Raw genomic sequence first — 21,927 nt, 5'->3', positions numbered from 1 at the left:
TTATTTTTTAAAAGTCTCTTTCGGAAATGTATAACTCGATTTCCAACCACCTAAATCAATCAACACCTGATCTAGCATCACACCCGAATCTACCATCCAAATTTTCAAGGTATGCTTTCCTGCCTTGTTAATGATTTGTTTTGCCGATTGCACACTGGCATTTTTAAGCACATTTTGCATCCATGCCTCACTTCTACCTGAAGTTTGAAAATCAATAATAGCAGGGGTGGCATCGTCTATAGCAACAGCACAACGCACACCACGTCCTTCATAATCAGCATGTGTAGGTATTGCTTGGACCCGAACATCTGCTTCTCCGAAATTAAAGGTATAAAAATCAAATTCCAGTACAGGATTATTTTGTTGAATTAATTTTAATTCGGTTTCCGAATCAACGCTTCTCGGCAACGCCGTAATTACTTTTCCTGTATAACCAATACCATCAAACACCTCCCATTCCGCTTGTTTCCCAGCTTTATTTCTCGTGAAATTTTCAGCATATATCGACACAAAACCTTTGTCTTCTACAAATCCTTCATAATTTTCCAATGTTTTGAATTTCGGATTATAAACCGAAACCCCTACTGTTATCGTACTATCGGCCGAAATAAAATCAATGGCACTATTTACTTTATAACTTGGTGGAATCAATTGGAAATCATGTCCCAAAGGTGCTTCTTTTTTATTTTCTCCCTGGGGTACTTCTTCCCAATCGATGCTTACCCATAAACGTTTTGTGGGATTTTCGGATTTACTATTTAATGTCCCTTCAACTTCTGAAATTTTAATCCAATCGGCTTTTGGCACCGCTTTCCATGTGACGCCTCCTTCTCCTTTTAAATACACATCAATAAAATATTGGCTATCGGTATATCTATTAAAAATGGGCAAAACATCAGCAAAACTATTAATGATTTTATGATTGACTTCCATTTCGTAACCTTCTAATGCCAAACCTAAAGTTGCTTCCTCTTTTGGTTCAACAAATACATAAGATGGTTTGCTAAATACAGGAAGAAACCTAGGTTCCATGGTCATGATATGGTGCCATTTTCCTTGACTCAAGGTTTCATTATAATATTGGGTTTCTTTTTGAATGCGATTAAAAGCATTGGCAGATTCCTCTGCATAATAATTGGCACTAATTTTACCTTGTTTGGCATCAAAATCATTTTTAAAACGGTACAACCATTTTTGATTTATTTTTGAAGCAGCTATCATAGGATAATACACTAACTGATAAAAAGCATCTTTACGATGAGTAGCCATAGTAGGATATAATTTTTCTACTTCATCTTCAATGGCTTGATAGGCTTTTATTCGCGTTTTAACTTCATCACCATAATGAAACTGAGTCAATTCCGTAACACCCGATTTTGTAATGGGTTCCACTTGGCTCCACGCCATAAACTCTGGGCGTCTTATAAAAGCCAACCGGTTGTTTTCGAACATAACATCGGTGATTGCTGTGGCATGTTCATTTCCAAATTCTCTTGCTGCCCACGTATTCATATGGTTTTTCACGGCGCTACTTTTTTCAAAAGCATCCATATCCCACGCCATATCTAAGAACAATTCGATATTATATTCATGTGGTTTGATATCACCACAATTGAGAATCCATAAATCTCGGGACTGAAATTCATAGGCTTTAGACATTTCTTCCCACATTAAAACAGGATTGGTGGAGTTTAACCATAAATAATCATGTGGACGCCCCCAATAGGAGGTGTGATAATACACGCCTGCACCTCCTGATCGCTTTTGTTCTTCGGGCATACTAAACTGGCGCATATAGCCATAATTATCATCCGTCCAAACCAGTGTAATGTCTTCTGGAAGTTGTAAACCTTCTTGATAATAAGTCAACACTTCTTTATACGGAATAAAAGCTTGTGGTATTTCTTTTGGGTCTTTTTTTAGTTCTTTCTTTAAAATCGCCCTTTGGTCGGTAATAATATTTTCCAATAATTTGACTTGTTGATCGGTATCATCTTCACCAACAATCATAGGAGAATCGTGTTCCCCGCGCATTCCTGTGGTATACATGTTTTCAAATGGAGCAGCTTCTTTTATGCGTTTGGTAAACAAATTTTTTATGACCTCCGAATTGGTGTCATAACGATATTCACCCATTGTTTTATGGTTCCATTCTGTATTGATATTGCTCAACATGGGTTCCGCATGTGATGTGCCTGTAACAATGGCATAATCATCTGCCACCTGTTTATTTTTGGGATAGAAATAAAATGGTTTGGTGCTTGAATGCATAGCAGGCCAAATGGTATTGGCTCTTAAACGTAACAATAACTCAAAAACTTTCGCATAGGTTTTTGGACCCATATCCCCTATTTCCGGTTCAAAATTTAATGCTGCCCAACGTTGCAAGCCCCAATCTTCATCATTTAAAAACACGCCTCTGTATTTTACGGATGGCCCTTTATATGTTTTGTTTTCAACAGAAATGACAATTTCATCTTTCTTTTCAGGCGTCACATCTGCCCACCATTCCCACGGCGAGATCCCAATCATTCTAGAAATTTCAAGCAAACCATAAGCAGTTGCTCTCCTATCTGAACCCACGATTACCAAGGCTTGATTAACGCCTTTAAAAGGATTTTTAACGACTTGGATACTATAACGTTCCCATTTCCCCTTGATAGAATCGATAGTTATTTTATTGGAGCGAACGAGTTGGTCTATGAATTTATTCTTCCCAATAGTGCCAGCAAAAATGATATTAGAGCCTATACCATTCGAAACTTTAATGGTTTTTCCTGTACTATTCTTTATATCATTTACCAATATATTTGCGGCAATTTCAACGACTTTGGCATCTTTTTTATCAATGACTATTTGGCACGACTCATTTCCTTTAACAACTATAAAATCATTGCTTTTTTGAGCATTCAAAATAGAAAATTGGAATAAAACCAGTATCAGAAAAACATATAACTTATTCATATTTAGACCTTATCCTTTTGATTAAAACGTTATTGACCAACAATCTCCGTAAGCGTAAAATTGATACCTAATGGGTTTTTGTCCACTTTACAAAGCAATGGAAAATCAGGATTTTCTAAAATCCATAGTTCAGTATTATCAATTTGTGCGACTACATGCAACGTGTTTAATGCTTTTCCATCAATAACTACAGGATTCTTTTCGTCACTTTTATCCAAAACATACGTTGTATTATTATAAACAAATTGATTGTTTTTTAATAAATCCTGATAAGCTGATTGCGAAATCATAAAAAACGTTTCCGTTGGTTTCAATACCAGAATGGGTGCATTTTCCCCTTGATTAAAACTCAATTCAGTGCCGCTTTTAACCGCTTCCGGCATCGTTCTGATACTACTTTTTACGCCTCTCGTTTCCAAGTTTAATACCAACGTATCCGAAGTCATTTCTGTAGTGAGCGTCAACGTTCTTGTTTGTCCGTGCAACTTACAGATATAATGCAAAGTGTTGTTATTTTTAATTGCTGGCACGTTGCTTTGCGCCATTACTATGTGATATGTTACGCAAAAAATGATAGTTATAATAATATTTTTCATAATCTAATTATTTTGTTGGTGGTAACATAGTGGTTCCCCAAGTTGATGGTTTTGATGTCATTTCTAAAATTAATTCGCCACCATTAATGATGTCTTCATGTAAAATCCATGCTTTATTATAGGGTTTTCCGTTTAATGTCGCAGATTTGATATACTTCTTTTTATCACTCAGATTTTTAGTAGACATCTTAAAAGATTTGCCTCCTTTTAATTGCAATGTGGTTTCTTTAATCAAAGGCGTATTTACTAAATAATAAGGCTGACCTGCATTGGGATACAATCCCATCATGTGAAAAGCCAACCAAGAAGACATGGCTCCTGAATCGTCGTTACCCGGCAAACCTTTTGGTGAACTATTGAAATTATTTTTTATGATGGCATGTATTCTATCGCTACTTAAGTCTGGGCGACCAATCCAATGGTACATGGTAGGTGCTAAAAAAGAAGGTTCGTTTGATACATCATACAATTCCTTTTCAAAAAACGTATCCAATCTGTTTTTAAAAGCTAAATCTCCTCCAGATCTAGCAACAACTTCAGGAATATCATGAGGGATACTTAACGAATATTCCCAAGAAGTGCCTTCGTAGAAGAATACACACCAATGGCAAACATACCAAGGCGATTCAGTAATTGTTGGCGTATATTTAAAAGTTGGTTTTTGAATTTTTGACTCGCCAAAAACCACATCATCTAACCAATTTCCTGAAATATCTTTGGGCATAATAAATCCTATAGAACCATTATCTTCATAATCTGCACGCCATAAATTTTTCCAATTATCAGCTTGTTTTATATATCTATCGTAAATATTCTCATGATTTAAACCCTTGGCAACTGTGGCAATATTATAATCATTGTAAGCATAATCAATAGTTCGATTGCCTGCACGGTCGATGCCGTAAGGAATATACCCCAATCGTAAATAAGCGACTAATCCGCCACGGCCTTCTTTTTCTTCATTACCACCTGGAGGCACTTCGGCGTCTTTTAGCATGGCTTTTAATGCCAATTCATAATCTATTCCTTTTAAATTTTTCACAAAAGCATCGGCAATGACTGTTTCAGCGTTAGAGCCTCCTTGAGTTCGTCCGTTATCATTACCGCTTCTGCCTTCGGGCAAATAGCCGTCACGCTTATAAATATTCAACATGGCATTAATAATCTCAACTTCCCGGTCTGGGTCTATTAGTGTGATTAATGGACTAGAGGTTCTAAAGGTGTCCCAAATGCAATAAAAATCATCGTAATACGGTTCATCATTGGTCCATAAAGGGTTCTCTCCTGTTCTATCAACAGGCATGATCATGGTGTGATATAAGCCCGTATAAAACATTTTTTTATAATCTTCTGAAGTGTCTGTCGATAGTGTGATACGACTTAACAGTTGTTCCCATTTATTTTCTAAAACTGATAAAACGCTATTAAAATTCCAATGCGGAATTTCCACTTCTATATTATTTTTTGCTTTTAACGAACTTAAAAACGAGATACCAATTTTGACATTAAGTTCTTGTTTACCTTCTTTTCCAAAAGACAATAAAGCACCTGTTTTTTTACCCGAATCAAATTGAGCCGATGCATTGGGATAAAATTTTCCATCTTTCCAAGTGACCTGTTTTGCAATGGGCTGATCAAAAACGGCCCAAAAATAAACGGTATAGGCACGACCGTTATTCCAACCACCTCTAATTCGGCTATAGCCCCTAACTTCTGTGTCTGAAACTATTTCGATTTGAGATCCCACAAACTGCTGGGCTTCCCTTGCATCTGGATCAGGCTCTTTTGGTTCTCCCAAGAAAAATCCTGGATCAATCTTCAATTCTTTAGTGGCAGTTTCAGGATATGTAATGCGATAAAATGATACTTTTTCTCCTGTGGTTATTTCTGTTTTTATTTGATTTTCCTTAAAAACAGTTTCATAATAGCCGAGTTTCACGTTTTCTTCCTGTCTGAATGAGGTTTGGTCTATCTTATTTAATTCGCCAGAAAATGGCATGATTTGTATGTTTCCATATTTTGGTCCGCCGCCAGTACCACTAACATGTACTTGACTAAATCCTGTTACTTCCGTTGGCATTGGCAACCAACCACTATTCGGACTTACGGTACAGTCAGGACTTGGCTTTACCATTCCATAGGGAGAGGATGGCCCAATAAATACGCGTCCAACCCCTTCAGACCCAATCATGGGATCTACATAGGTATGCAACTGATTTTGAGCATAACCCTGCATAACAAAGCATAAGTTTATTCCAATAATAAATTGTTTAATCTTTAATGTCATCTATTTAAAAGTTTTAATTGGCAACGATTTTAAAATTTATTCTTATTGAACTCATCTTGACTTTTTTCAATTGGCTGCAAAATGATCTTTTTACCCCATATTTTACCTTTTTTTTACTCCATAGCGCTGCTATGAAGTGCTAAAAATCTAAAATCTGGAAAAAAATCTCTATTTTTCGCTTCAATCAAAAAAGTCAAGATTAGTTCATTACTGATTCGGTTTGCTAGACATTTCCAAGTACAACTCACCACCATTTGTAATGGCATCATGAGATATATTTAGGTGTCTTAATGGTTTATTATTTAGTTCTAACTTATTTATATAAATCTGCTCTGCACTATTATCAGGTGCCTTAATAACAAATGTTTCACCTGAATAATATTTTGGATGTAATTGTATGGTCACTTTGTTGAAAATAGGACTCCCTATTTGATATGCTGGATTGTCTTCTGTACCGCCATTCATTTGGAACAATCCCATTTTAAGCAACACATTCAAACTACCCATTAAGCCTTGGTCTTCATCGCCATTGTAACCTGTACTTGGTGCTAATCCACTAAATGTTTCTTTGATAACACTTCTTGTCCAATACTGCGTTAAATCCGGTCTACCTAATTGGTTAAATATAAATGAGGTTTGTATGGAAGGTTGATTTCCGAAATTGATTGGAATGCGACTATACTCTGGGTGCAGTTCGGCATCATGTGATGTCCCTGAAGTAAACTTTAATGCTTTGGCTGTTTCAAATTGTGTATTTAATTTTTCCATAGCTTTGTCTTTTCCGCCCATCAATAGTGCTAAACCATCCATATCATGTGGAACAAACCAGGTAGATTGTGCTGCATTTGATTCTATAAATCCATTTTCATATTGATAATGATCAAAGTTTTCCAACCATGTTCCATCTATATTTTTAGGACGCATCCAACCTATGGAGTTATCAAACACATGTTGATAATTTTTAGATCTGGCCATAAAATAATTGTAATCTTCTTCGTGATTCAATTTCTTAGCCAATTGCGCTAAAGTCCAATCTTGATAAGCATATTCCATAGTTTGACTAGCTCCATCCTGATGCAAACCAAAATCGCCATCAGGAAGCGGATAGGGCACATAGCCTTTTTCTAAATAATATTTTAAACCACCTCCTATATCCGTAGTATGCTCGTAACCGGCTTTTCCCATAATACCACCAAGCATGTGGTTTTTTTTGAGTGCCATATAAATAAATTCCAAATTCTCTTTTATGATTCCTTTTTGAATAGCACTCACGATGAATGGTGTTGCCGATGCTCCCGTCATTACAAACGTATAATCCCCCCCCGATGGGCCACGAGGAATCATACCCCCATCTTTATAATATTGCATTAAGGAATGTACAAACTCTTCCATAATCTCAGGATATGCCAATCCCCAAAGGGTATTGATAGTCCATTGTGCGCCCCAAAACGAATCGGAATTGTAATGGTTAAATTTAGGTTTACCAACTGAATCTAATGGCAACTGACCAATTCTAAACGTTTTACCTGTATTATCTGGATAGGCCCCATTAACATCGCTAATGGTTCTTCTGCCTTGCAAAGCATGCCATAAATCAGTATAAAATCGTTTTTGATCTGTATCGGTTCCTCCTTCGACTTGAATTCTCGATAACATGCCATCCCATTCTGTTTTTGAATCATCAACCACTTTATCAAAATCCCAATGGGGCAACTCTGCTTCCATATTATTGGCAGCATTTTCAATGGACGTATAGGAAATCCCGATTTTCATCAATACTGTTCTGTCTGATCCCCCTAGACTTATTAAATAATTAGCCGTTGTAGTATCCTTTTGTATTACTGTAATGGGCGTATTTATACTAATTTTAAAATAAACCTTAAAAGGCTTCGGACGTCTATGTGTTGGAGCCATTACCAAAGACCCTGTGAGTTCATTATCATTAGTCTGTTCTAAAACCCCTTCTACATTTTCGCAAGGTCCTAAAACAGTGTTTAGATTAAAAAGAATATCTTTTTCCTCAGAATTTGGAAACGTATAATTATGAAAACCGACCCTCTTTGTACTCGTTAACTCCGCTGTTATTTGATATCTATCCAATACCAGTGAATGGTATCCAGGAGTTGCATTTTCGGTTTCATGGCTGAATTTTGAGTAGAAATCGGTAAAAATGGATTCCTTATTTGAATTACTTGTTACGACTGGCATCACAGAAATCCCAGATAGTTGCCAACAATGAATATGACTGAAGCCTTTTATGGTGTCCGTATTGTAGCGATACCCAGTGCCCCAATCGCCTTCAATTTGCGTATCCGGACTTAAATTAACCATTCCAAAAGGACGGCTAGCGGATGAAAAGAAAAACCATCTTGAATTTTCAGTATCTAAAAAAGGATATACCTTATCTACTAAGGTTTCTTTTTCAATAGAAATTTGTTTTTTGGTTTTACAAGACGCAAAAAAAACAAGAAAAAGAAGGAGTCCTATATATCTAATAATCATTCTATTTAATTTTATACTTCTATTATATTCACATTGTGAAATATTTCTTGAACAAACTTGGAAATAAGATGATAAGGTCCCAAATTGAGATAAAGAAAAAAGGATTAAAAAATCAATTTCAAATTGTTGTCTTTAACTAAAAAAGGAGAAGAAATTTTAGCCTTCCTCTCCTTCTTAAATTCCAATCAACTTAATTTAAAAACTTTTGACTAATCAATATCCATCGTTTTGGGTTAGAGCAGGATTTAAAACCAAAGCGTTTGTTGGTATAGGAAAAATACGACGATAGGTATCTGCATTTGTTTTGAAACCCCATTGTCCTTCAAACTCGCCAAATCGAATCATATCATTTCTACGCCATGCTTCGTGTGCAAATTCACGAGCTCTTTCCTTGTAGATATCTTCTAATGTAACACCAGACCATGCTGGAGATGTAGTACGATTAGAACGAATCATATTAACAAGAGACAGTGGTGTATCTCCCAAAGTAGCAGTACCACCTCTAAGAATAGCTTCAGCTTTCATTAAGATTACATCTGAATAACGTAAAAATGGCACATCGTTATTTTGATTACGATTTGTTGACGTAGCATCTGGATAGAACTTAATATTTCTATAACCCATATTCCAAGCAATCTCGTCATTTCCTAAATCAAACAAAGCAACACTTTGACGAAGTACGATATCTGGTGTTAACTCAACTTGGTAAGTATAAGAATCTCCCCCATCTGAACCCGTATAAAATTGGTCATATCCTCTTTTGGTTGTAGTAACCATTACAGGCGTTACGCCATCATTCATAAATTGCAAACCGGTGAGCCATTGATCATTACGAATATCATTAGGATCATCAAAATTTGCATAAAATTCTGGTAGCGTACTCCTTGGTGCACTTGGCCTGAAAGAAAGACCGAATTTAGCTTGTAAAGATCTGGGGACATCATAACGAGAATGAAACATTTGACCATTAAAACCAGTAGTTGACGCTGTAGGATCGAAAGGTACCGCAAAGATAAATTCTTTCATTTGTGGTCCATTATTTGGATAAAACATTTGTAAATATGTACTTCTTGGTTCTATAGCATATAAACCAGAATTAATGACGGCATCACAAGCAGCAATACAATCATTGTAACGTGCCGTACCTGTATAAACCTCTGCATTTAAATACATTTTTGCCAGTAAGGCATTTGCAGTTTGCTTATTTGGTCTTCCATAGGTTGATATATCAGATTCTGCCCTTAAATTAGGAATGGCTTTTTTAAGTTCTTTTTCAACAAATTCAAACACCACTTTTCTATCAGACTTAGCACGAGAACTAAAATCCCCATAAACAGTATCTAAAGGCACATTTCCAAAGGCATCCATCATCATAAAGTAACTGATGGCTCTCATCGTTTTTACTTCTGAAATCATGGTTGACTTCTCTCCACCTTCAGGCATGGTTTTGTCTAAAATTGAAATAGCTTGATTACTAATGCCCACAACTTTAGATGTCCAATCCCACAGACTTGACAAGTTACCTGAATCCTCTGTCCAATCATGCATATGCAAGCTTATATAGTTTCTATTGTCAAACCAGTTTCCCCCTCTTGCCGGTAAAATAGCTTCGTCTGTAGTTAGTGTACTTGTCCACCACCAAGCAAATGCAAATTCTCCACGAAATGCGGCATAAACAGGGCCTGCTGCCTGTATGTATTGTTCTGAATTTTGTGGAAATACATCAGGTGTTAACTGCGTTGTTATTGGCACTTCCAGATTGTCGCAGGACCATAACAAACCAATAAGTGCTATTGATAGTCCTATATATTTAAGTATTTTTTTCATAGTTTAAAATATTTATATTTATTATTAGAATATCACATTAAAACCTACCAATACGGTTCGGGTTTTCGGGTAAAAGTTATTTGAATCTACTCCTGGAGCAGTTCCTCCTTGTTCTACCTCTGGATCAACTCCACTATACTTAGTAATTACAAACAAATTATTTACCGTACTGTATACACGTAACTTCTTAATAAATGGGCTAACATTTTGAATGTTGTATCCCAATGTCATGTTATCCAATCTAATATAACTTCCATCTTCAATAAAACGTGAAGAATATTTATAGGCATTAAGATCCTCTGGGGATTCATTCGCAGCATCCACTAAAATATTATTGGACATGGCTGTACTTGGCCTGAATAAATCTGCACGGGTTGCATTAAAAATCTTATTACCAAATACCCCACGTATAAAGATGTTCAAATCAAAATTTTTGTACTCAAAATTATTAGACCAACCCAATAGCAATTTTGGTTGTGCATTTCCCATATAATGATAATCCACACCATTCAATGGCGTTGTTGTTAAATCTCCGTTTCTGTCATAATATTGAGAAACACCATCAGAATCTTTTCCAGCGTAATGAAGTGTAAAGAATTGTCCTAGAGGTTTACCTTCTTTAAAAATTTGTAAAGTAGCCCCAGTTTGCCCTCCACCATCTGGTTGTACCCTTCTAATGGAATCTCCACCTATAAAAAACGGATTTGTTAATTTTGTAATCTCATTTTTATTGTGGGCTAAATTTAAATTAGTAGACCATCTAAAGTTTTCCGTTTTAACTGGAGTTGCACCTAAACTAACCTCAATACCTTTATTGGATATAGAACCGCCATTAGCTACAATTGATCCCACTGGAACGAGTACTGGATTAACATTATAATTAAAAATCATGTCGGTAGTTTCCTTATCGTAAACATCAATCGACGCTGTTAAATTTCCATTAAATATGGAGAAATCAACACCTAAATTCGTGGTGGATGTTTTTTCCCATTTTAAATCTGGATTAGCAGCCTGACTTGGCCCATAAGCCCCAATTTGTTGTCCATTATAATAGAAGGTTCCAAGGCTTCCTGAAATAAATTGAGCTGTATAAGCATTAAATCCTGAAGAGTTACCAGTTACACCATAACTAGCACGGAATTTTAAATCAGTAAAAATATTTTGGTTTTGCATAAAATCTTCTTTATCCACTCTCCAAGCACCACCTACTGAAGGAAAATAACCCCACTGGTTGTTTGCTCCAAACATGGAGCCCCCGTCTCTTCTAATGGTTCCTTGTAAAAGATATTTATCCTTATAATTATAATTCAAACGTCCGAACTGAGAAATTAAACGTGTTTTTTGATATGCTCTACTATCTCCAAAATTTACTACATAACCATTTACCGAAGTATAATTACTTAAAGCCAAGTTATTATAGCTTACATTATCTACAGGAAAATTAGTTGTAGTTGCCTGAAAACCATCACCTAAAGTGTTTTCTTGCCATGAATAACCTACTACGGCTTTTATATCATGATCTCCTAAAGTCTTATCCCAAGTTAAATAACTCTCAACTATATTGTTAGTGTTTTGATAGAAGTTTCTTAAAGCCGAACCATTTACACCAAAATTCACCAAAGATTTTGTTTGTGGTGGATCTGGATTGTTGTAAAAATTGGCCGTATTATATTGCGCATAATAACTATTATAAAACTCACCATGTAAAGCACTTACTTTTTGATGTGCAACATTCAAGTTATAAGTAAGATCAAAAGGAAGTTTTGCCTCTATCGTGAAGTTACCAATTAAATTATTTGATTTGGTATCATCATCTCCATTCTCTATGAGAGCTACTGGGTTAAAATATCCTGAATTATTGAAATTTTCAAAATACGTTCCATCATCATTTCTAACTGGAGAAACGGGAAGATGGCTAATAGATTGCAAAAGCACCGTGTTAAGCTGGGCAACATTATTATTGGTAGTATTTGAATTGGTAACATTCAAACCAAACTTAACTTTATCATCAAAAGCAAATTGCTCAATGGATAAATTCGCTATAATACGTGAAAATTCACTTGTTTTAATAACACCTTCTCTTTTTAGTGATGTTAAACTTGCAGAATAATTACCATGCTCGCCTCCGCCTCTTAAAGCTATATTATGACTACTTGAAAGCGCCCCACCTGATCTTAAAATTTCTTTTTGCCAATTGGTGTTGGTTCCTCTATCATTTTCAGGAGTAAAACTTAAATTATTTTCAGCTAAAAAGGCCCTTAATTGATTTGAATCCATCATATCAAGTTGATTGGAAACCCTCTCAAAGCCAAAATAGCCATTGTAACTAATTTGAGCTTTATCTTGACTCCCCTTTTTTGTAGTAACCATAATAACACCATTTGCGGCACGATTACCATAAATAGCTGTTGCTGCAGCATCCTTAAGAACATCAATAGTAGCGATATCATCTGGTGAAATAACCGAGATATCAACACCTGGAATACCATCAACTACATAAAATGGCCCTTGTGAACTATTTAATGTAGAAGCTCCACGTAAAACAACTGATGAATTTCTGTTAGGGTTGCCACTTGCCGAAATATTCAATCCCGAAACTTTACCTTGTAATAATTGTCCAACATCACTAATGGCGCCTCTATTTAATTCTTCGGCTTTTACCGAAGTAACAGAGGTTGTTAGATTTTTACGAGATCCTTCCCCATAACCTACCAATACAATTTCATCTAAGCCAGTAGCGTCTGGTTGTAGATTAATTGTATAACTGGTTGCTCCAGTTAATGCAACTTCTTTTGTTACATAACCAACATAAGAAATGAGTAATGTAGCATTTCTATTGGAAACAGATAATTTAAATGCCCCATCAAAATCTGCAGCAGCACCATTAGTTGTACCTTTTTCTTGCACACTGGCACCAGATAAAGGCACACCTTGCTCATCTAAAACCACCCCAGACACTTCTGTCGATTGCGCCCAAGAATTAAATGAGAAGCCTATAAAAAAGGCTAATAATAAAAGTTTAAGTTTTTCCATATTGAGATTGTTTAATTAATTAGTTGTGCTAAACTATTGTTAAAGACTTGTTAAGTAATGGACATCTTATTCAATTGTATGGATATTTTCATTAATCCTTGTAATAATGCCATTTTATTAGTATAAATCACCACTATTTTTTTGATTTTTTAAGATTAATATATCCATCTTACAAAAGCCTCCATGGCTGCATAGTGTGACAGGCCTAATTGGTCATACAAATCGGCAGTTTCCCTATTTCTGTCCTCGGCACGTTGCCAAAATTCCCTACTATCTGCTCCTTGGAATACCACGCCATCTTTTTGGGACTGGTGTTTGAAAATTCCTTTCCTCTTTTCTAGAACTTGGTCTGGCCCCATAGGCACGGCCATGTCAATTTCATCAATGCCCCATTCTTGCCAAGCACCACGATACAACCAAACCCAACAATCATCCATGAACTTTTTAGGTTTTAAACGTTTCACAGCTTCAAATACGGCATCCAAGCATACTTTGTGGGTGCCATGCGGATCTGCCAAATCACCCGCAGCATAAATTTGATGGGGTTTAATTTTTTCTATTAAATCCATTGTTATTTGGATATCTTCCTCTCCCAACGGTTTTTTCTCTATGGTACCCGTTTCATAAAAGGGAAGTTCCATAAAATGGATTTGGTTATCTGGTAAACCCACAAAATAACAGGTAGATTGTGCTTCGCCTTTTCGTATCAAACCTTTAATGTACCTAACTTCAGGAATATCTATTTCACTTGCTTTTTTATTCTTAAGAAATGCTTCAGCTTTTTTATATATTGCTTTGGCCTCTTTACTTTCTATACTGAACTTAGTATTATAATCACAAACAAAACTGGCAAACCTGAGAGCTTCATCATCAGCAACAGCTATATTGCCCGAAGTTTGATAACCTACATGTACTTCATGCCCTTGTTCCTGAAGGCGCTTGAAAGTGCCCCCCATGCTTATGATATCATCATCTGGATGTGGACTAAAAATAAGTACTCGCTTTTTAGCTGGTTCTGCACGTTCTGGTCGTTTGATATCATCGGCATTTGGTTTGCCTCCTGGCCAGCCCGTAATAGTATTTTGAAGTTTATTGAAAATTTTAATATTAATATCGTATGCTGGTCCAGAATCTGCCAATAAGTCGCTCATGCCGTTCTCAATATAATCGGCATCGGTTAACATCAAGATTGGTTTTTTTAAATGAAGCGCCAAACCTAAAACAGCTTTTCTGATGAGCTTATCCGTCCAATTTACTTTTTCAACCAGCCACGGCGTATTGATACGTGTTAATTTGGATGCCGCTGCTTTATCCAAAACAAACATGGCGTTATTATGCTCCTGCAAAAATGATGCTGGTACCAAATTGGTAACCGTACCTTCAACGGAAGCTTTTATAATATTCGATTTTCCTTCACCCCAGGCCATCAATATCACCCGTTTTGCCTCCATGATCTTTTTCACTCCTAAGGTAATCGCCGTACGCGGTGTGTTATTCAATCCTGAAAAATCATTGCTTGCCGCAACCCTTGTTATGTGGTCTAAAGCCACCAAGCGTGTCTTTGAGTTTTGGAGCGAACCTGACTCGTTAAAGCCAATGTGACCATTGCCGCCAATGCCCAAAATCTGCAAATCGATACCTCCTAAGGCTTCTATTTTTGCTTCGTAATGACTGCAATAATCTGAAATGGCCTCCTTTGTTAATGTGCCATCTGGAATATGGTAATTTTCGGCAAGTATGTCCACGTGGTTGAAAAGCTGCTCTTTCATAAACCGCACATAGCTATTGATGGAATCTGGCTCCATGGGGTAATACTCATCCAAGTTAAAGGAGATGACATTCTTAAAACTAAGCCCTTCTTGCCGGTGCAAACGTACCAGTTCTGCATACAATCCCTTTGGGGACGAACCAGTTGCCAACCCCAATATACAAGGCTGTTTTTGGGCCTGTTTTACTTTTATTAAATCCGCTATTTCCTTGGCAACGGATCTGGAGGCCTCTGTTGAATTTTGGTAAACTACAGTCCCTATATTCTCGAATCGTTTTTCAAAACTTGTTGCCTTATCTATACCACTCTTTAACATTGTTTTTGATTTATTTTTGATTATATATTTTGATTATTTTAATGACCTTTTCCTATTAGACCAACTTTTATATGTGTGTCCCCATACTGCAAAAATCAATATAAAGGCATAACAAGGAATCAATATCCAATAACTACTATTGGCTGCCGATGCTAACGCCTCAACTTCTCCAACCCCTTCTGCCATAAGGTTCTGCTTATTGGTATCTACCAAGCGTCCGTACAAAGGTGGTATGATAGCCCCTCCTGAAATTGCCATAATAAGTAAAGCCGATGCCGCTTTAGTGAACTTGCCCAAACCCTCTAATGTCAAAGGCCATACGGCTGGCCAAACCAACGCGTTTGAAATCCCTAAACATGCAACAAACAGTACAGAGGTTAATCCTGAAGTCAATAAAATACACACACTAAAAACTATGCCCAATACCGCACTCATCTTAAGTGCTGTGCTTTGTTTTAAATATTTAGGAATTAAAAGAGCTCCTATGGCATAAGTGGCCACCATTGCCAAAAGGGTTAATGTGGTAAAGAATTTTGCATCTGCCGCAGAGAACCCTAAAGAAATACCATAAGCAATGATAGTGTCGCCAGCAATGACTTCTGCACCTACATACACAAACAAGGTTAACACACCTAACCATAAATTGGGAAATTGAAAAATACTTGTTTTGGTTGTTTCCCCATCCTTTACCTCTTCAGCTTCAGCGGCTTCAACATGGGGCAAGGGGGCTTTTCTGATTAATATTCCTAAAACAAATAAAACCAAAGCCATAACAAGATAAGGCATAAACACACTATCTGCCATAGTATCTAAAAGCACGTCTTTTTCTTCTACAGATACGCTTGATAATTTCTCTTTAACTTCATCTATACCAGATAACAATAAAGCACCAAAAATCAATGACCCTAAAGCTCCCGCTGTTTTGTTTGCAATTCCCATAATGGCAATACGCTTTGCACCACTTTCTATAGGACCTAGTATGGTAATATAAGGATTGGCTGCCGTTTGTAAGAGTGTCATGCCTATTCCCTGAATAAAAATACCTGTTAAAAAAATCCAATAGGTTCGCGCTTCCGCGGCAGGAATAAAGACTAAAGCACCAACCGCCATTATGATTAAACCTAAGGACATGCCTTTTTTATACCCGATTTTATTTAGAATATAAGAAGCAGGCAACGCCATCACCACAAAGGAAATATAGGATGCCGTAGCTACAAAATAAGATTGCGCATCGGTTAACTCGTTTATGGTTTTCATAAAAGGGATGAGAGCCCCATTTATCCATGTTACAAAACCAAAAATGAAAAATAATCCTGCAATGATTATAATGGGAACTAAATGGTTATTGGAAATTGTATGAGGTTTGGTTGTAGACATAAGGTTAGTTTATATTATTAATAGATATTATTTTGTTAACTGTCTATAATTTTAAGTATTGGATTAATACATATCATCACTATGACACCAATTTATTTCCCATTCCTTTATCAATTGTCTTTCTTTTAATTCATCAAAAGGTTGATTAGTTACAGTAGATTCTCTTAGTGCCTGTAAGAACATGCTCCACCTTGGCCAATAAAATTCTTTATACATGCCTTGCCATGATCTGGAGGCATAATCATTTAAATGACCTTCACCTCCCCATAAAGTAATGAGCATTTTGGCATTTTTTAAATAGAATTTAGATTCTTCCGCAGAATCTCCATAATTGTAGGCAGATGTTAACCAGTGATTTAAACTATTTATGGGTTGACCTAAAAGCATGGTATCTATATCTAAAGATTGTTTCTCTATTTTTTTGTACAATTCATCTCCTTTTGTTAATTCCTTTGCGTTATAAGCCTTAACACATTCTACCAATAAATCATCAATACATAAAGAATAATAATGTCTGGATACATCCAATAAGTCATAATAAAAAAGGCTATTTTCATCAAAGTTTTTAGATTCTTGAATCAACATATCCAAAGCCTTTTTCAGCTTTTCTTTATCACCCGGATTTCCTTTAAATTCAGTAATCTTTATAGTTGGTCTTTTAAAAAACAAATAGGCTCCTGCTCTACTATCCCACCAACGGGTCTCCCAATATTTAGTACTATAAACAGATTCCATTAATAATTTCCATGCTTCAAAAACCCTATCGGACGTGTTCCCATATCTAGCATTTAAGTACGTTTTCAACCATTGGTTTACGGGTTCTTTCCCTTGTGCCCATGCAAGATCATAAATGTATTCGTAAACAACTGGGTTATTATTCAATCCCTCTGGCATGACGCCATAACCCACCAAGTTTCCTTTGTTTGGGTTATCTAATAAACGCTTAAGCTCATAATTATAAAAATTCAAATCACCGTAAACCGGATTGGAACCTCCGTAATTATGAACATACCCATAAGTCCATTGTTTTCCATAAAAGGCTTCTTGATGTTCCCATACCTTGTACCTATCATTGGCATAATCTTGAATGATTAATCTGTCATCAGGAACCTTACTTAAAAAAGCCATCGTGGCTTCTTTTGTCCAATAATCTTTATCGTTACCAAAAAGCCACCCTTGCATCACCCAAGTTGCCCCAGGTGCTGCTTCATTAATGGTTTCATAAATAGTTTTTCCATAATCTGATAATTCTTCATACTTGTTTTCTTCAGATACAGGAGGTTCGATTTCATTAAATGAATCGGCTAAATAAAAATCTGATTGTCCGTACAATTCTGAATATAATTCTATAAACCGTTTTCCTATTTCTTTAAATAGCGGATCTTTAGGATCCAACAAAAACGTGCTTTCAAAACCACCACCAGACCAAGAACTTAATTCGCTTATTTTTGATTTTGAATATTTTTCCGCAAATGCTTTTGGTACATAGCCACTAAAAGCTGGCACAACGGGATGCATCCCTAACGCCCTCATTTTTTGCAGTATTTTTTTCTGAATGTCCGATTTTTTATCAATCCACTTTTGTGGTAATGGTCCTTCGTGGCTATTGATGTTACCCATGCGTTGCCATGGTAAAAATGCAGGCCCTGCAAAATGCTCTTGCAATTGGCTATCTGTTAACCCATATTCTTTCCATAACTGTTGCCAAACAATTTCTTGTCCCTCAAGTGCCGTTGGAAAATTGACTCCATGAAGTGCCATCCAATCTATTTCTTGCGACCACCGCTCCCAGTCCCACCAAGGTGTGGTATATCCAAACGTGCAGGCATTTAAATATTCTCTATATTTAAAAGGTGTTGCACCTTTTTTAGAATAAATTGGCCATGTTTTAGGCCAATTTATTCTATTGCCTTCCCAGCTAACCAAAACTGCCCCAACATCCTTAAGAAAATGATAAGCTGCATAACAAATGGCCGTATGTGTTGTTCCTTTGATTGTTACTTTGTTTGCTGTTGCTTCAATTTCAAACCAATCTGAAGACGTTTTATCTTGGTTTTCAACAATAATGAGTTCAAAATCATTGGCGCGTTCACCAATAAGGTTTTCTATGACCTCATAGGCACTTTTACTTTTTGTTTCTTTTGTATTTTTACATGATATAGTGAATATCAAAAAAAATGACATCAATAAAAGCGGAACAAAAATTTTAAATGACTTACGGTATTGAATTTTTAAATACTTTTTTTTCATTGTGAAAAATTAGATTGAAGCTTAAACTTTATTAATTAATGTAGCACTTTTGTTATTGGAAAAAGTGAAAAAAAATAGGGAGAATAAATTATTTTAGAATAAATCATCTCCCTATCAAACCAACTAAACTTTGAATTTAATAACCAACATCTTAATTTAAAATATGGGTTTCCATTCATTTAAACATTGCAGTTTCAAATTGAAACCATTTGCTATTAACAAATTTTATACTAACTATTTGTAAAATTAAAAGGGAAGACCTTTTGTAAGATGGACACATTACTCAAAAGCATAGACAAATTACTCTTTATTTAAAAACATACTGCTTTTAAGAAAAAATCCTGAGGAATTTATTAAACATCGCGTTCTTCATGCTCTCAAAATGTTTTTATAAAATTATTCATATGTAAACTTACTTACACCTCCTCGGGGAATAACTTTTAAAATATCGCCTTCAGCATTAAAATTCAAGCTATCTATAGCCAATTCACGTAAAAGGGTATCATTGTTATCCTTAATCCTATGATAAAAAATATAATCTTGATTGTTTACATTAAAAACCGTATGATGTCCAGGCCCTAATGTTGTAGAATCTTTAGATGTTGAAAGTATCGGGCTGTTTGGCCCCTCTTGCCATGGACCATAAGGCATATTACTTGTAGAATATCTTACCATGTAAGTTGCATCGGTACATTTCCCTTCAGAATACATTAAATAATATTTGCCATTTTTCTTTAACATAAAAGGTGCTTCAAAATAATGTGGTGGCGTAATATCCTTTATCTCATTTTCATTAAAAGACACCATATCATCATTCAATGGCACTATAAAGCAATGTCCGTTTTCCCAATTTAAACCAGAACCCCAATATAAATAAGCCTGGCCATCATCATCTATAAAAGCTTCGGCATCTATCATGTGATATTCTGGAAACATATCGCCTTTTATAAAAGGTGAATGATTTTCTTTAGCGTTTTTCCATGGTCCTAATGGGTTTTCACTTTCTCCAACCCAAATCTCACTACCTACCGAAACATACATATAAAACTTTCCGTTTTTTGCTTGTATTACAGATGGTGCCCATACCATGCTTCCATTTGAAGTTGAACTTGTACATGCTTCCTTAGTTGGCCAGTTAATGTGTTTTTGTTCCCAATTAATAAAATCTGAGGACTCAAAAACCGCTAACTCATCGCCGCCCCAAGGATCTATAGTAGCATACACATAATATTTGCCTTCATAAGTAACCATGGAAGGATCTGCAAAATATCCTAGGATTACCGGGTTCTCAATTTTGGTTGTTAAAGACTCTTTAATATTATTTTCCTTTTTTTGTTTGCAGTTGAAAACGAGTAATAAAAGGATTAAAAAATAAAATGGCTTTTTTAATGGGTTTGCTTTTTTTGAAATTTTAAGCATTGTTCTATAATTTAGGTGATTATCTTTTTAACACACACGTTGTTAATGATTTTTTTGGAAGTGTGATGACTTCATCAATTCCAAGAGTTGAAACCTTTTTTAAATTTATATCTGATACATCGGTTGTTTGGTAAACCTCCATGGTTTTAAATTCTTTTGGAATTCCTGAAATTTTAATATCCTTTGAAACTTTAAATTGGTTGACCAAAACAAGGACTATCTCATCTTCATTCATGTATGCCGATTGTAAAACACCTTCAAGAGCTTCTTCAGGGGATTTTTTATCAGAGCGTGATGTATGAATTCGCTTCATTTCTGGCCTTATAAATCTTGAATAATGACCAAGTGCCCAAAGCATTTTAGATTCATAATAATTGCCTCCCAACTTATTATCATCTATATAAATGAGACCGTCTTTAAAATCATAAGGGCTAACCGCTAACCACCAATGCCATGCCGAAGCATTTGCCAAAACCAAATCGGAATGAATGACCCTGGCTATATACAATGCGGGATCAATGCCCAAATCGCGGCCACCGCCTTTAATAATTTCATTATCCTCAAGAATACAATATTCCGACATCCAAAATTCCAAAGAAGGATCAACTTTTTGGATTTCCTTGCTTAATAGGTGTCTTGTATTTTTTAGGGTTTCTAAATCCCAAGTAGAGAAATAACTATGGCCCGCAATTTTTTTAGCGATTGATTTTAAATCCCCGATATAACCGGGCGAATTTTTATCAAAAAAGTAGGCGATTTGATTTCCTCGGTTGGGTCTGTTTTTTTCCGAATACAAAAAATCCAAATGGCCAGCTTCCGTAATTTCTATTTTAGCTGAAATATTATGTGTATTAAAAGAGGCATCTATCGCTTTCGTTGCCTCAACTATCTCATCATTGTTCCAAGGAGACCCTTCTTGTTTACAGCATTTCCAATCCCACTGAGGTTCGTTAAATGGACTTATATAATCAAAATCAACGCCTGTTTTACTTTTTACGCCTTTTACAACTTCCGATAAAAAATCGGCGAACTTTTTATAATTTTCACTTTTAATATTTGCGGAAAGCCCATCATCTGAAAATGTTTTACCATTTTTTGTATAGAAAACGGGCGGACTATTTACAAAACCAACAAATGTTCTAACCCCTCTTTTTTTAGCTTCATTTAAAAACCAAAGTTCCCCAGATTGTTTGTTCCAATTATAGGTGCCATCTGCGTTTAAAAAACTTTCAGATTTTCTCCAATCCGTAAGTATCTGGCTATCTTCGCCTTGTTCTGTACTCCCTGCTCCAATATTAAATCGCCATGCGGTTAACCCAATGCCTTCCGGACTTCCATCTGGTTTATTTGAGGTACTAAATAATAGAGATGCTATTTTGTTTTTTACATCTTCGCTCCAATATTTACCAACAGCCTGTATGGACCACGCATCTGAAGCGCCAAAATTATGTATGGTCTGAAATGTTTTATTTGTGTGTAATGTGATTTCTAAAACAGGGTCTTTTTGTGCTATACAATCCACATTTTTAACAAATAAAACCAGAAATAATAGAAAAAATGCTTTAGAACGTTTAAAATACTTCATCAT

General features: G+C 35.8%; 11 protein-coding genes. All 11 read right to left on the bottom strand.

Annotated features, from left to right (window positions below; translation table 11 throughout):
* The 11 genes from CDH49_RS09820 to CDH49_RS09770 all read right to left on the bottom strand — a co-directional run bounded on the left by CDH49_RS09820 (position 1) and on the right by CDH49_RS09770 (position 21,927).
* A complete protein-coding gene (locus CDH49_RS09820) occupies positions 1-2,964 on the bottom strand; it encodes a glycosyl hydrolase 115 family protein (RefSeq protein ID WP_100615341.1) in 2,964 nt (987 codons plus the stop codon).
* A 29-nt stretch (positions 2,965-2,993) separates the two neighbouring features.
* Entirely contained in the window at positions 2,994-3,560 is a 567-nt protein-coding gene (locus tag CDH49_RS09815) for a hypothetical protein (RefSeq protein ID WP_100615340.1), read from the bottom strand.
* A gap of 7 nt (positions 3,561-3,567) precedes the next feature.
* On the bottom strand, positions 3,568-5,847 hold the full coding sequence (locus CDH49_RS09810) for a GH92 family glycosyl hydrolase (protein ID WP_100615339.1): 2,280 nt from the start codon (positions 5,845-5,847) through the stop codon (positions 3,568-3,570).
* 207 nt (positions 5,848-6,054) lie between these two features.
* Positions 6,055-8,349 (bottom strand): GH92 family glycosyl hydrolase, encoded by a 2,295-nt coding sequence (locus CDH49_RS09805; protein WP_239970638.1) that lies wholly within the window; start codon positions 8,347-8,349, stop codon positions 6,055-6,057.
* A 213-nt stretch (positions 8,350-8,562) separates the two neighbouring features.
* The gene (locus CDH49_RS09800) at positions 8,563-10,176 is read right to left on the bottom strand and encodes a RagB/SusD family nutrient uptake outer membrane protein (protein WP_100615337.1); all 1,614 of its coding nucleotides are present in this window, start codon (positions 10,174-10,176) and stop codon (positions 8,563-8,565) included.
* Positions 10,177-10,200: 24 nt separating this feature from the next.
* Entirely contained in the window at positions 10,201-13,209 is a 3,009-nt protein-coding gene (locus CDH49_RS09795) for a SusC/RagA family TonB-linked outer membrane protein (RefSeq protein WP_100615336.1), read from the bottom strand.
* Positions 13,210-13,364: 155 nt separating this feature from the next.
* On the bottom strand, positions 13,365-15,293 hold the full coding sequence (gene nagB, locus CDH49_RS09790; RefSeq protein ID WP_100615335.1) for a glucosamine-6-phosphate deaminase: 1,929 nt from the start codon (positions 15,291-15,293) through the stop codon (positions 13,365-13,367).
* 33 nt (positions 15,294-15,326) lie between these two features.
* Complete coding sequence (locus CDH49_RS09785; protein WP_100615334.1) at positions 15,327-16,670, bottom strand: sugar MFS transporter; 1,344 nt, start codon at positions 16,668-16,670, stop codon at positions 15,327-15,329.
* Between the two features lie 63 nt (positions 16,671-16,733).
* Entirely contained in the window at positions 16,734-18,920 is a 2,187-nt protein-coding gene (locus CDH49_RS09780; protein WP_100615333.1) for an alpha-N-acetylglucosaminidase, read from the bottom strand.
* Between the two features lie 396 nt (positions 18,921-19,316).
* A complete protein-coding gene (locus CDH49_RS09775; protein WP_100615332.1) occupies positions 19,317-20,339 on the bottom strand; it encodes a family 43 glycosylhydrolase in 1,023 nt (340 codons plus the stop codon).
* A gap of 19 nt (positions 20,340-20,358) precedes the next feature.
* The gene (locus CDH49_RS09770) at positions 20,359-21,927 is read right to left on the bottom strand and encodes a glycoside hydrolase (RefSeq protein ID WP_239970637.1); all 1,569 of its coding nucleotides are present in this window, start codon (positions 21,925-21,927) and stop codon (positions 20,359-20,361) included.

The organism is Confluentibacter citreus (assembly GCF_002807055.1).
GTDB lineage: Bacteria > Bacteroidota > Bacteroidia > Flavobacteriales > Flavobacteriaceae > Confluentibacter > Confluentibacter citreus.
The sequence above is the reverse complement of the archived record's forward strand: the minus strand, read 5'-3'. Positions and strand labels throughout refer to the sequence as shown.